Annotated in this window: 18 protein-coding genes; 9 read left to right on the top strand and 9 right to left on the bottom strand. The window is 30.8% G+C overall.

The genetic code is table 11. The features are described 5' to 3' along the window. Positions 1-133: 133 nt before the first annotated feature. The 3 genes from ACQH1W_RS06895 to ACQH1W_RS06885 all read right to left on the bottom strand — a co-directional run bounded on the left by ACQH1W_RS06895 (position 134) and on the right by ACQH1W_RS06885 (position 2,329). Entirely contained in the window at positions 134-1,621 is a 1,488-nt protein-coding gene (locus ACQH1W_RS06895) for a carboxypeptidase M32 (protein ID WP_425361026.1), read from the bottom strand. A 111-nt stretch (positions 1,622-1,732) separates the two neighbouring features. Continuing rightward, the gene (locus ACQH1W_RS06890; RefSeq protein WP_341761712.1) at positions 1,733-2,110 is read right to left on the bottom strand and encodes a hypothetical protein; all 378 of its coding nucleotides are present in this window, start codon (positions 2,108-2,110) and stop codon (positions 1,733-1,735) included. A 69-nt stretch (positions 2,111-2,179) separates the two neighbouring features. Beyond that, the gene (locus tag ACQH1W_RS06885) at positions 2,180-2,329 is read right to left on the bottom strand and encodes a hypothetical protein (protein ID WP_375332678.1); all 150 of its coding nucleotides are present in this window, start codon (positions 2,327-2,329) and stop codon (positions 2,180-2,182) included. 271 nt (positions 2,330-2,600) lie between these two features. Here ACQH1W_RS06885 and ACQH1W_RS06880 point away from each other — a divergent pair, with 271 nt between their 5' ends. From ACQH1W_RS06880 to metG, 6 genes are all read left to right on the top strand, one after another. Then, a complete protein-coding gene (locus tag ACQH1W_RS06880) occupies positions 2,601-2,867 on the top strand; it encodes a type II toxin-antitoxin system Phd/YefM family antitoxin (RefSeq protein WP_341761711.1) in 267 nt (88 codons plus the stop codon). Then, the gene (locus ACQH1W_RS06875) at positions 2,848-3,102 is read left to right on the top strand and encodes a Txe/YoeB family addiction module toxin (RefSeq protein WP_341761710.1); all 255 of its coding nucleotides are present in this window, start codon (positions 2,848-2,850) and stop codon (positions 3,100-3,102) included. The genes ACQH1W_RS06880 and ACQH1W_RS06875 overlap by 20 nt, the downstream gene beginning before the upstream one ends. A gap of 143 nt (positions 3,103-3,245) precedes the next feature. Continuing rightward, entirely contained in the window at positions 3,246-4,013 is a 768-nt protein-coding gene (locus tag ACQH1W_RS06870; RefSeq protein ID WP_375332679.1) for an SIMPL domain-containing protein, read from the top strand. A gap of 47 nt (positions 4,014-4,060) precedes the next feature. Beyond that, on the top strand, positions 4,061-4,285 hold the full coding sequence (locus tag ACQH1W_RS06865; RefSeq protein WP_341762760.1) for an AbrB/MazE/SpoVT family DNA-binding domain-containing protein: 225 nt from the start codon (positions 4,061-4,063) through the stop codon (positions 4,283-4,285). Continuing rightward, on the top strand, positions 4,282-4,680 hold the full coding sequence (locus tag ACQH1W_RS06860; protein WP_375332680.1) for a type II toxin-antitoxin system VapC family toxin: 399 nt from the start codon (positions 4,282-4,284) through the stop codon (positions 4,678-4,680). Before ACQH1W_RS06865 ends, ACQH1W_RS06860 begins: the two co-directional genes overlap by 4 nt. A gap of 169 nt (positions 4,681-4,849) precedes the next feature. Then, positions 4,850-6,388, top strand: coding sequence for a methionine--tRNA ligase (metG, locus tag ACQH1W_RS06855; RefSeq protein ID WP_375332681.1), 1,539 nt, complete (start codon positions 4,850-4,852; stop codon positions 6,386-6,388). A 15-nt stretch (positions 6,389-6,403) separates the two neighbouring features. On the opposite strand, the gene ACQH1W_RS06850 is transcribed toward metG, so the two are convergent. From ACQH1W_RS06850 to ACQH1W_RS06825, 6 genes are all read right to left on the bottom strand, one after another. Continuing rightward, positions 6,404-6,724, bottom strand: a complete 321-nt coding sequence (locus ACQH1W_RS06850; RefSeq protein ID WP_375332682.1) for a DciA family protein — start codon at positions 6,722-6,724, stop codon at positions 6,404-6,406. Next, the gene (locus tag ACQH1W_RS06845; protein ID WP_375332683.1) at positions 6,711-7,724 is read right to left on the bottom strand and encodes a UDP-phosphate alpha-N-acetylglucosaminyltransferase; all 1,014 of its coding nucleotides are present in this window, start codon (positions 7,722-7,724) and stop codon (positions 6,711-6,713) included. The genes ACQH1W_RS06850 and ACQH1W_RS06845 overlap by 14 nt, the downstream gene beginning before the upstream one ends. Continuing rightward, positions 7,721-8,401 (bottom strand): RadC family protein, encoded by a 681-nt coding sequence (radC, locus tag ACQH1W_RS06840; RefSeq protein ID WP_425361025.1) that lies wholly within the window; start codon positions 8,399-8,401, stop codon positions 7,721-7,723. The genes ACQH1W_RS06845 and radC overlap by 4 nt, the downstream gene beginning before the upstream one ends. A gap of 8 nt (positions 8,402-8,409) precedes the next feature. Next, a complete protein-coding gene (gene map / locus ACQH1W_RS06835; protein WP_341762755.1) occupies positions 8,410-9,204 on the bottom strand; it encodes a type I methionyl aminopeptidase in 795 nt (264 codons plus the stop codon). A 55-nt stretch (positions 9,205-9,259) separates the two neighbouring features. After that, entirely contained in the window at positions 9,260-9,538 is a 279-nt protein-coding gene (locus ACQH1W_RS06830; RefSeq protein ID WP_425361024.1) for a hypothetical protein, read from the bottom strand. A 105-nt stretch (positions 9,539-9,643) separates the two neighbouring features. After that, entirely contained in the window at positions 9,644-10,192 is a 549-nt protein-coding gene (locus ACQH1W_RS06825) for a cytochrome c oxidase assembly protein (RefSeq protein WP_375332685.1), read from the bottom strand. 136 nt (positions 10,193-10,328) lie between these two features. Between ACQH1W_RS06825 and rpoH the strand changes: the two genes are divergently transcribed. The 3 genes from rpoH (at position 10,329) to ACQH1W_RS06810 (ending at position 12,715) form a co-directional block, all read left to right on the top strand. After that, the gene (gene rpoH / locus ACQH1W_RS06820) at positions 10,329-11,213 is read left to right on the top strand and encodes an RNA polymerase sigma factor RpoH (RefSeq protein WP_375332686.1); all 885 of its coding nucleotides are present in this window, start codon (positions 10,329-10,331) and stop codon (positions 11,211-11,213) included. Positions 11,214-11,280: 67 nt separating this feature from the next. Continuing rightward, positions 11,281-12,033: a tol-pal system protein YbgF gene (ybgF, locus tag ACQH1W_RS06815; RefSeq protein WP_341762753.1), complete on the top strand. Its 753-nt coding sequence runs from the start codon at positions 11,281-11,283 to the stop codon at positions 12,031-12,033. Positions 12,034-12,061: 28 nt separating this feature from the next. Next, positions 12,062-12,715 carry a DUF2659 family protein gene (locus ACQH1W_RS06810; protein ID WP_375332687.1) on the top strand — a complete coding sequence of 218 codons (654 nt, stop codon included), beginning with the start codon at positions 12,062-12,064 and terminating at the stop codon, positions 12,713-12,715. Positions 12,716-12,737: the final 22 nt, after the last annotated feature.

Below are 12,737 nucleotides of genomic sequence, written 5' to 3'. Positions count from 1 at the left end.
GCGAATGACGGATTCGGGGTCTAAAAATGTTGAATAGTCTTCTTGGCTATTTTTTTAGACCCCTGCTTCCGCAGGGGTGGCGATAATACTGAGCCTAATATTAACTTGTTACAGATATTTGAGGTTAAATAAGTTATAAATATTTTTGTTGGAGATATTTTAAAAATATTTCCGATTGAATGCGATCTTCACCCGTAGCGTCTTTAATTAATTCACTGGTATTTTTTAATGAGCCATAGCTTCTAATATTATTATCTAAGAATTGGTTTACACCATTGAATTCTCCTCTTGTTATTTCCTTTTTTATATTGTGATTAACTTCCTGTGCTTTTTTCATGACCATTGAAGCAATAATTGCTCCATTAGTATAGGATGGAAAATAACCAAAACTGCCCATTGGCCAATGTATATCTTGTAAGCATCCGTCTCTATCGTTCTGTGGAGTAATGCCTAAATATTCCTGCATCTTATTATTCCAATAATGTGGTAGATCATCCAAAGATAAATCTCCGCTAATTAGCAATCTTTCTAGTTCAAACCTAACTATTACATGCATTGGATAAGTCACTTCATCTGCTTCTACTCTAATAAAACCAAGTTTGACTTTTGTCATTAATTTGTAAAGATTTTCTGCAGAATATTCTAGTCCTTTGAATCCAAATTCATCCTTAAGTAGCTTTGATAGATATTGACAAAATTCCCCTGACCTACCTACTTGCATTTCCATAAATAAAGATTGACTTTCATGGACAGCCATACCTTTAGCCTTACCTACTGGTTGGTTTTTATATTTGCTGGGCAAGCCCTGTTCATATAAACCATGACCAGTTTCATGCATAATCCCCATAATCCCTGAAATAAAATTATGCTCATTATATCTATTAGTTAACCTAACATCATCAGGAGTACCCCTACAAAATGGATGGGTTGATTCATCTAACCTACCTTTAGTGAGGTTAAAACCCATTATTTCCATAAGCCTTTTAGCAATTAATTTTTGTTGTGCTTCACTAATACTATTAGTGATAGGTAGAACATTTTCTTTACTTTGTTTTTCTACTATTTGACTAATTAATTCTGGTATAGTTTTTTTTAGATTATTAAACACTACTTTAACTTCATCAAGTGTGCGTTCAGGATCATATGTGTCAAGTAAAGCATCGTATACAGAACAGTTTAGTGCATTGGCTTTAGATTTAGCCATTTTTTGTACGCAATCTAATACTGTTTGTAGGTAAGGTTTAAGTGATAGATAATCATTATTTTTTCTAGCATCTCGCCAAATTAACTCACATTTTGCACTAGCAGTAACATACATTTTCCATAAATCATCATCTATACATGTAGATTCTGTAATTCGTCTTTTTGTTTCTCTTAAATTAGCTAACTGCCAAACATCAAGAGTGTTCACGTTTTCAGAGACAGATTCTATTAGTTCAGCTAATTTTTTCGATTGTAACCTAGAGTGGGCTATGGAAGATAGTAGTGCTATTTCGTTTGTTCTACTATCAATTGATCCATGCGGAATATTTACTGCGATATCCCAATAAAGTATGTTAATCACGTTATTAATTTGAAAAATTTGCTCTAACTCTTGCTCTAATAATGTATAATGTTTCATATAATTCCCCCTACTTCAAAAGTTGCTTTAAACCTCAGTTTTGGATTAAAAAATACTGCTTTACAGCCTTATGCTACATTTTTACGTAAATGTTGCTAATATCCTTTAACTCTAATGACACGGTTTTGTTGAGAAGCCCTTATGACCTCTACCTCGTTGGCATCTTTGTTTAGTTGTCTTACTACTTAATGTCCATATATCATTATTTAAAGAAAAAACAAATACAGTTTGTATTGCCGCAATAGAGTCATCCAGCAAACCTGACTGTTCAATAGTAATAATAACAGATGTAGGCGATTCAACACTTGATAGTTTTTGACTAATCAGAGTGTTTGTCAATTCTAAACTCCTATTTAGACCCATTTCATTTATAGCTAACTGTAAAGGGGAAATGTACTCCTTAGTATTATTTTCTTCGCCATTAGCATTAGAAATAAATAGAATTAAAAATAAGATTATTTGTATATAGTGTTTAAGATGCAGTACCATAAGTATTTTTTGATGAGTTATAAATTAATATAATAATAAAGAAAAAACTAATTCTTTATATCTGCTAATTTAGCAAACATTTTTTCCTCTTGAAGTTCTAAACATAGCAATAATAAGGTTTTTTGCTATATTAGATGATGATTTATTATTGACTTTAGCAAGTTGTAATTTCATTAAAAATTCTTCATCTAAAGATACCAATAATCGTTTAGCAGGCATACAAAACCTAGAATTTCTGTAAATTTACAATATCATATCTGATACAGAACATCAATATTATTTGATTTGAATTTATGTTATTAAAAAAACGAGCATTATATCAATTAACTTTGTTATACTTATAAAGTATGTTATATAATAAACATATTCGATGGTTAAACTATAGTAAAATAGGTTAAGACAAAATCTATTGAAAATTTTTCTTTTTAATATTGATCTAACGTAGAGTATGTAATAATATTATGTACATGTACTTAAATATGTCAATATAATGGAAGCAATATCTTATACACAAGCACGTAATAAGCTGTCTAGCATTATGGATAAAGTTTGTACAAATCATCACTCTTTAATCATTACTAGACAAAAACAAAAATCTGTAGTGATAATGTCCCTTGATGACTATAATGCTTTAGAAGAAACTTGCTACTTATTAAAGAGTCCTAAAAATTCAGAAAGACTCAACCGTGCAATTAATGACCTTAACGAAAATATTAATTTTAAAAATATCACTATAAATGAAAGTATTATTTCATAATGATGCTTGGGAGGATTATCTTTATTTTCAGAAAAATGATATAAAAATTTTAGAAAAAATTAACCAGTTAATCAAGGATATATCTCGTTCACCTTTCTCGGGTATTGGCAAACCTGAACCTTTAAAATTTAGTTTATTTGGATATTGGTCAAGAAGAATAAATCAGGAGCATAGGTTAGTATATACCACTAAAGATAACACTATTTATATAGTGCAATGTAAATATCACTATTAAGAGAGGATTCAAAATCAGGGGCAAAAGTTAAATTTTGCTAAAAATATGCCTAGCTTTGGTTATATTATTAGTACAATTTTTTGAAATAAGATGGAGTGTTTTGGATAATCTCAAAAAACAAAACTATTCTAGGGGTAGGTATTATGTATAAAAGTCTTCTTACTATTGCTATAGCGTTAATATCATTTACTTTACCAGCAATTGCTATGCAGTCTAAAGATTTACCAACAAATCAGGATGGTTCGTATCTTAATATATCTGTTACTGAACAAATGGATGTAAAAGAAGATTTACTTATATCTAGTATGCGAATAGAAAAAGAAGGAGTTGATCTAAAATATATACAGGATGAGATTAACCTAATGATGTCTAAAGCAGTAAAAATGGCTAAAGAAGTTGAAGATATTACTGTATCAACAGAACAATATTATGTTTACCAATATAACCAAGACCAAAATATTGATAATAAAAAAGATAAAGTAAAGAAAAAAATGTGGCGTGGTACTCAGGTATTATCACTGAAAAGCAAATCATCTGAGGCTTTATTGACATTAATTGGAAAATTACAGAATGAAGGGCTATTAATACAAAGTTTAAATTATACTCTTTCTAATGAAAAAAGAGAAGTCATCCGAGATTCTATGATAGAAGCTGCTATTGCAAAACTAAAGCAACGAGCTATACGTGTAGCTAAAGCTCTTGGTAAAGAATACGATGGATTCACTATGATAAATGTTGATCCTGAAGCAAGGAGAATGCCAGTGCCTAGATTGATGATGGGATTACCTGTAAATGCTAATGATAGTGCGGTTAATATGCCAGTTGCAGAACCAAGCACAAGTGAGGTAACTATAACTGTTTCAGCTACTGCTTTGCTTAAATACGGCTCAGTGTTAGGGAACAAGCGATAAAGTGCCGCTTATATTTTATAGCACAACGAAAGCACGAGGTAATAATTATGAAAATATCTAGTAAAGGGCAAATAACTATACCTATAGATATTAGAAGTAAATTTGGCTTTTTGCCAGATACAGAAATCACTTTTATAGAAAAAGAAGACGGCGTTCTATTAAAAAAATATCAAAATCAAAATGATAGAGGTAATAAATTAATATTGCATATGTCTGGAAAAAGCACAGTAAAAATGTCTACTGATACCATAATGAAATTAACTAGATCATGATCTTAGTTGACAGTAATATATTATTAGATATTATCACCTGTGATGCTAGTTGGTATAATTGGTCTTCTAACCAATTGTTAAAATTATCGCAATTTCATGAATTAGCAATTAATGATTATATATATACAGAAGTTTCAATAGGGTTTAAAAGAATTGAAGAACTTGAAGAAGTAATCGGCAATAATTTTAAAGTTCTTTCTATCCCTAAAGAAGCCTTATTTTTAGCAGGAAAAGTTTTTATACAATATAAAAAAGCAAATAGTGGCAAGAAAAATTCCGTATTACCAGATTTCTTTATCGGAGCACATGCGTCTGTATTAAATATTCCTCTTCTTACAAGAGATGTAGCACGTTACAAAACATATTTTTCTAAACTCCATCTTATTCACCCTTAGGTCAAAAGATTTACATTCTTATTCTAATGTATACTTGTGACTGCGTGATTTCGAAATGACACTGGCTTGCTTTCATCGGCAACAAGCGACTCAAATTAACTATTTTATAGTATACATATTTAGCAAGAATAACTATAACAAATATAGGTTTATCCATTATAAATTCATTATGAAAAATACATATTATATTACCACCCCTATTTATTATGTTAATGATATACCTCACATAGGGCATGCTTATACAAGCGTTGCGTCTGACGTAATAGCAAGATTTATGCGTTTATCAGGTAAAGAGGTAATGTTTCTGACCGGTACTGATGAACATGGTCAAAAGGTAGAAAAATCTGCTATTGCCAAAAATGTTGAACCACAAATATTTACCGATACAGTATCTGAAACTTTTCGTACATTAATGCACTCAATGAACATTTCTAATGATGATTTTATTAGAACTACAGAAGCTAGGCATAAACAAGCAGTAAGTAGTCTATGGCAAAAATTGCTGGATAGTGGCAATATTTACCTTGATAGCTATAAAGGCTGGTACTCGACGCGTGATGAGGCTTTTTATGATGAATCAGAATTAACAGAAGATGGACTAGCTCCGACTAAAGCTCCTGTTGAATGGCTTGAAGAACCAAGTTACTTTTTTGCCCTATCAAAATGGCAAGATAAATTATTAGATTTTTACAATGCCAACCCTGATTTTATCAGACCAAATACTAGACGTAATGAAGTTATTAGTTTTGTCAAATCCGGATTGCATGATCTATCCATATCACGTTCTAGTTTTAAGTGGGGAATTAAAGTACCAAATGATGAAAAGCACGTAATATATGTATGGCTTGATGCACTGACCAACTATATTTCGGCTTTAGGATATCCAAATGATATAAACCAGTATAACAAATTTTGGCCGGCTGATGTTCATATAGTCGGTAAAGATATATTACGCTTTCATGCCGTATACTGGCCAGCATTTTTGATGGCAGCTGGCTTGCCGCCACCAAAATGTGTTATGGCACATGGGTGGTGGACTAATGAAGGGCAAAAAATCTCTAAATCTATAGGGAATGTAATTGATCCATTGCAATTAATAAAAGAGTTTGGTTTAGATCCAGTTAGGTATTATTTGATGAGAGAGGTAATATTTGGCTCAGATGGTAATTATTCTCGTAGTAGCTTAATCAATAGAGTGAATAGTGAGCTATCTAATAAAATTGGTAATTTATTGCAAAGAACTCTAGCCTTTGTTTATAATAACAATGAGGCAAAAATTCCGTCAATTAGCAAGGAATCTATCGATAGCATTTATGAGTCATTTTTAATGAAGCTATCCCACCAAATTATATCAGAAAATTCACTGTTCACTAAGACTTTTGCTATTAATTCTGTGTTAGAAAATATTATTACTTTAACCGAAGAAGCCAATATTTATATAGATCGAGAAGCCCCTTGGCAGTTAAAAAAAACTGATCCTATAAGGATGAATGAGGTGTTATATACGCTACTTGAGACACTAAGATATATTGCTGTAATGTTACAGCCATTTATTCCTGATTCGGCTAATAAAATGCTTGATCAGCTTGGTGTACCAAAAAGTCAGAGAATGTTTAAACATTTAACAAAGGAGTTTATTTTAATTCTAGGTAGTAACATTAGCCAGCCAGAAGCTATATTTCCAAGATTTCAGGATAATACTCGATGAAAATAGAAGTCTATTCTAATTATTTCTTGTAGCATATATTGTAGTTCTTAAACTATGTATGGCCTTAAAACCTAGATAAACGGAAATACGCTCAATAATTATCTGTTGGTGAAATGATATTTCTAAGGCGATGCTCGAATTTTCCACTTGTACATGTAAAATATTTATTCTCTGTCCTTTCTCCTCAGGGCTAGATATTTTTAATGGGCTAGTTTTGCTACTAAATTTTGGTCCAACAATCTTGCTCCAATTAATCATAATTTCTGCAAGCAATGGGTGTTGTTTACCAAAGATTCGTCTAATAATTATGTTGATGTCATGGCTAAGCGGTTTCATGGGCAAAATTAATTATTGTAACCATTACTACTAATATAGCAAAGATAATTGATAATAAAGGAAAGTACAGAGAAATGATTGATAATACCATAAGTAATATATTGCATATTATAATTCTACTCACTACTTCCTTATGACTTTTTCCATTTCTGACTGCTTTTTGAAAAAAATGCTTTAAATGAGGTTGCCAAATTTTCTCCTTATTAACTAGTCTAATTAGTATGGTTAATCCTCCATCTGCTAGGTAATATAAGCTAGCAATAGATGAAGCAACAAACAAATGAACACTAGATGCTGAAATAAGTAGCAAACATAAACCTAATAAAAATCCTAAGCTTATACTACCTACGTCCCCTAGAAAGATTTTAGCAGGATGCCAGTTAAATATCAAAAAACCTATGGAACATGCTAATATAATGATGTTAAGCACAATTATAAAATTTATATTTATTATTATATCAGATTTTAGATAACAAAGTATCAATATAGTGATCGATAAATGAATAGATTCAGCACCACTAATACCATCTATTCCATCAAGAAAATTATAAATATTTAAAAAGACAATCAATCCTATTATAGATAGTACAAAATCAATATATAAAGGCAATTCGTGATGAAACAATACTACTGGAGATAAAAATAAAAAAATGGCTATTGTAGAACAAATTATGTGAAAAATTAGTCTTACAAATATCGGAATAGAAATAAGATCATCTAAAAATGAAATTGTAGAAATGATCAGCAGTAAAGGTACAATTTTAATTGAGTTTATCAGAGTTTTTGTTGAAAAATATTCATAGGCGATAAGAGCAATTATTACCACTATAACTATCGCAAGTCCACCTCCTCTTGGTGTGATTCTACTATGTACTCTACGTGGATCTGGTATATCCACCACTCCAAAAGATGGAAGACTAGAAATCAGTAACCAAGTAAGAAAGCTTGTTGCTATAAAAGATAATAAAAACAAAAAACTATAATTAATAAAGTTACTCATAACAGCATATTAGATTTAAAACTGAAATATTCATTGGCTGTAATAATTACGTGGTCATGAACCGATATGTTCATATTAGCACAAGTTTCTACTATTTTGTGTGTTAGTTCAATATCAGTATTTGAAGGCTTACTAACACCACTTGGATGATTATGTACCAATATAATTGCACCAGCTTCATTAAATAAAGCTCTTTTAATTATTTCTCTTGGATATATTGTTGCCTGATCTATAGTACCTTGGCTTAAAACTTCATCAGCAATTAGGACATTCTTTTTATTTAAAAATAAGATACGAAATTGTTCTGTCTTCATGCTACCCATCGTTGCTTTTAGATAGTCTATTAGAACGTTCCAAGAACTAATTACATTTTGATTTATTACTTTTTGTTTTAGCATTCTGTTAGTTAGTTCACGCATAATGACAAAATTTACATATAAATTATCATTAGTTCCTTTAATATTAAGCAATTTTTCTTTATCTGTATTTATTAAATTAGCGAGACTACCAAATTGTGTTAATAATTCCTTTGCTAATGGTTTTACATCTTTTCTAGGTATTACAAAAAATAATATCATTTCAAGTAATTCATAATCTGCAAGATTTTCTGCAGAAACAATAATACGTTGTCTTAGGCGTTGTATATGCCCAATATAATGGGGTATATTATCTTTCATATTTAGTTTTACAATAAGTCTGTTTTATAAGGTGGATGTATCAAATGTTTTGGTGATAAAGTAAAAATGTCAAAACCATCTTTGGTTACGCCTAAACTATGCTCAAATTGTGCTGATAATGATTTATCACTTGTTGTAACTGTCCAACCGTCTAATTTACTTAGATGAGTGGAGTGATGTCCAGCATTTACCATTGGTTCAATAGTAAAAAACATACCTTCCTCCAAGACCAAGCCAGTGCCAGCTTTGCCATAATGTAGAATAGTTGGTTCTGTATGAAATATACGCCCTATCCCGTGACCAGTATAATTTCTAACAACTGAATAATTATGTTTTTCAACATAAGTTTGTATAGCATTTCCGATATCTCCTAAATGTACTCCTGGTTTTACTAGTTCAATTCCTATCATCATAGCATCATAAGTAACCTGCACTAAGCGTTTTGCTTTAATTCCTACATCACCAACATAATACATTCTACTAGTATCACCATACCATCCATCGACAATTACAGTAACGTCGATATTTATTATATCGCCATTTTTAAGGAGTTTATCATTTGGAATACCATGGCATACTACATGATTAACAGAAGTACAAATTGATTTTGGAAACCCATTATAGTTCAAAGGTGCAGGGATTGCATTATTAGACACAATAAACTCATGGCAAAGATCATTTAAATAGATCGTACTCACTCCTGGTTTTACGTAATCAGTAATAAAATCTAGGGTTTCTGCAGCAAGTTTGCCTGCAATATGCATTTTCTTAAAGTTTTCTTGGGAATGAATTGTTATGGTCATAAAATAATTAACTTTTTTTATTAAAATCATCTATTAGACTTCTTTCGAAACTCGCTTATGCTGAGGGATTTGAAGGAGACGCGGAACGCAGAACCGCAGCGTACTCTAATGTACGTGAGGATTCGAGTACCGCATCGACGTACAAATCACCAGCAGAAGTAGAGTTTCGAAAGAAGTCTATTAAAAGCATAGATAACCTGATTGATGTTACTCCATCATTGCGAGGAGCTATTAAAGTGGCTTCTCGCAATGACGTTGGGTAAAAATATTCCAGTCTATTAGCGAGACCACGTGAGTGTAGTGGCAATCCACATTTATTAGATTGCTTTGTCACATTCGGCTTTTCGCTAATAGACGTCAATTTACTACGGCTAGATGCTATCGGGTTAGCTATATAAATATATACTAAATTTCTACTTTTTAAATTATTATTTGAATTTCATTGAATCTTTTCAATGGTTCTTACCTTATAAAAACTATAAGATAAGGTTATTGTATCCACATCATTCATTTCTTTATCTTCCTCAAAATCAGAGTCTATAAAAAATGTCACTGGCATCAACATTTTTTCTCCTGCTTTTAATAACTGTTCTTCAAAACAAAAACAATGTATTTTAACAAAGTATTTACCAGCTTTATTAGGTGTAACATTATAAATGGAAGTTCCTATTATATCATCGTTACTTAGATTTTCAGACTCATAAAAAATTAGTGTATTTTGTCCTAGGGTAACTTTAGACCTCCTTTGCTTAGGAATAAATCGCCAAGGCAATTTACTGTCAACATTGGAATCAAATTCTATAGTTATGGTTCTAGTTCCTTTTTTAGGAGAATATATATTGAGTTCTTGTCTTGTGGTAGTACCACCATATCCAGTGACTTTACAAAATAAATTGTAAATTGGTATTGATGCAAAGCTTAAAAAAACCATGCTAAGTACTAAACTAACTAGGGCTAAGGCAAAATTTCTATTAGATTTTTGTAACACAATGTTGCTCTCTTTTTGTAAAAAGTCAAATTTCAATTTTTTACAAGAAGTCTATTTAAAATATTTTAAACTTATGATATTATGTACCCATTCTAGTATATCCCCTAAGTAAAGGAATCTATTTTAAAGGTATTATATGACTAACAAAATCAGTGTGCCAGTAATTTCTGCAGAATCAGGGTTTTATCAGTATTTGCAAAAGATCAATAAAGTTCCGTCACTTTCACAAGAGGAAGAGTTTCTACTTGCCAAAGCCTATCTTGAGCAGAATGATCTAGAAGCTGCTCATAAGCTAGTAACTAGTCACTTGAAATTGGTAGCAAAAATTGCTGTTAGATATAGAAATTATGGACTACCTCTAAATGAGCTTGTGTCAGAAGGGAATTTAGGTCTTATGCAAGCAGTAAAGAAATATAATCCTGATTTAGGTTTTCGCTTGTCTACTTATGCTTTGTGGTGGATTAAAGCTTCAATCCATGAATATGTCCTAAGATCTTGGTCTTTGGTTAAAATGGGTACTACGGCAGCACAAAAAAAGTTATTTTTTAGCCTTGGTAAAATTAAGCATAAAATCACTAACCTATATTCAAGAGCTGTTACAGATCAAGATTTTGTTCAAATTGCTCAAGAACTTGGAGTGACTAAGAATGAAGTTAGTGAAATGAATTCTAGGTTATCTGGTCCAGACTTATCATTGAATAATTTGGTAAATAGTGGAAATGATAACAGTGATAGCGAGCTAATTGAATTTTTACCGGAAACCCGTCCAAGTCAAGAGCTAAGATTAATTAGCCAAGAGGATTCTGTTAACAAACATAATTTGCTAACACAAGCGATGAAGATATTAAATGATCGTGAATTACATATTCTCACTGAGCGTAAATTAAAAGATTCTCCAAAAACTCTTGATACTCTTAGTATTGAATATAAAATCTCTAAGGAAAGAATTAGGCAGATTGAGAACACAGCATTTGAGAAAGTGAAAAACTTTATATTGCAACAGATGCCAAAAGCTGTTTAAGTGGATTATTATAATTTTTCTAGTATACTCAGATGGTTTTACAACATATTAAATTAAATATTAATTCATGAAAGCAATTGCTATACATTTATTGATTATTTTGATTTCTACGCAAGTATTTGCTGGAAATCAAATTACTAGAAAGAGTTTGAAATTTGATTCATCTAATGATTGTACAGAAAGATTAGATATTTTGGAAAAAGAGAATCAGCACTTACTTGGCAGAGTCGAAATAATTGAACATACTATTGCCAAATTAGAGAAAATTTTAGGCTCTACAAAACAAGAGGTAATAAATTCTGATGATACCAGTACAACAAAAAATTTATCAGATGATTCTATAGATAGCGATGTATTTGAAATATCGTCTACTAAAAAAGTACAAAAAGAAGTTGTGTCGTATGATACTGCAAAACCCATTTCGGGGATAGCAAAAGATAAGCAACTTTATGACTTAGCACTTGCCTCTTTAAAAGATAATAAATTAACCGATGCAGAAGAAAAATTTGCAAATTTTTTAAAAAATTACTCTAATAGTCCTTTGGTAGGTAATGCGTATTTTTGGTACGGAGAATCTTTTTTTAGGCGTAATATGTTTGATAAAGCGGCTATAAATTATCTAAAAGGTTACAAACAATCACCAAAAGGTTCTAAAGCTTCTGACTCATTGTTAAAATTAGCATTATCTCTTGGAGAATTGAAAAAAATACAAGAGGCATGCTCTATTCTTAATAAACTTGAAACAGAATTTCCGAGTAGACCAGCTACATCAATAAAAAGAGCTAAGGACGCAAGAACCAAATTTGCTTGTAAGCGTTAGGTTCTTATGAACAAAAAGGTAAATAATAATGACTGACATTTTAGAAGAAGTTTTAAATGATAAAAATGAAGAAAAGAAACTTTATTACTTTAAAAAACTTCTTCCTATAACTATAATCCTCGCGCTAATAGTTGTATTATTTATGCTAATAAACAATTGGCTTGGCGGTAAGAAAATAAAGAATAATCAAAAGACAGGTGATATTTTAGTTAAGTCTATGTCGCTTATCAATGACAACAAAGACCTAACCATAAAGTCGTTGGATAATTTAATTGAAATAAGTAATAATAAAGTAGGAGAGCTTGCTGCTATCGAACAAGTTAGCATAAAAATACATCAAGGAGATTTTATAGAAGCTAGAACTTTATTAAAGAAAATTATTGATAACAAGAATTATACCGAATTAACAAGTGCATATGCACGTCTAGTTTGGTTAAGTTTAATGATAGACGAAACAAATTTATCTAATGTAAACACTAATGAAATCGAGGAATATTTAAATTATTTTGATGATGAGAATAAACCATTCTTTGGTACTGCCAATATTATCAAAGCAATTTGGTATATTAACAATAACTCAAAAGATTTAGCAGAAAATACCTTGAAAAAGGTAATATCACTAGAAAGTACAACTCAAGTAGTTAAAGAGCAGGCTAAAGCTTTACTTTCAAACTTACAATAAACTTCAATTAGGGATAAGAATT

The organism is Candidatus Tisiphia endosymbiont of Stenodema calcarata, from assembly GCF_964030695.1.
Taxonomy (GTDB): domain Bacteria; phylum Pseudomonadota; class Alphaproteobacteria; order Rickettsiales; family Rickettsiaceae; genus Tisiphia.
Note: the sequence above shows the minus strand (reverse complement) of the source record. Positions and strands in the feature narration are given on the sequence as shown.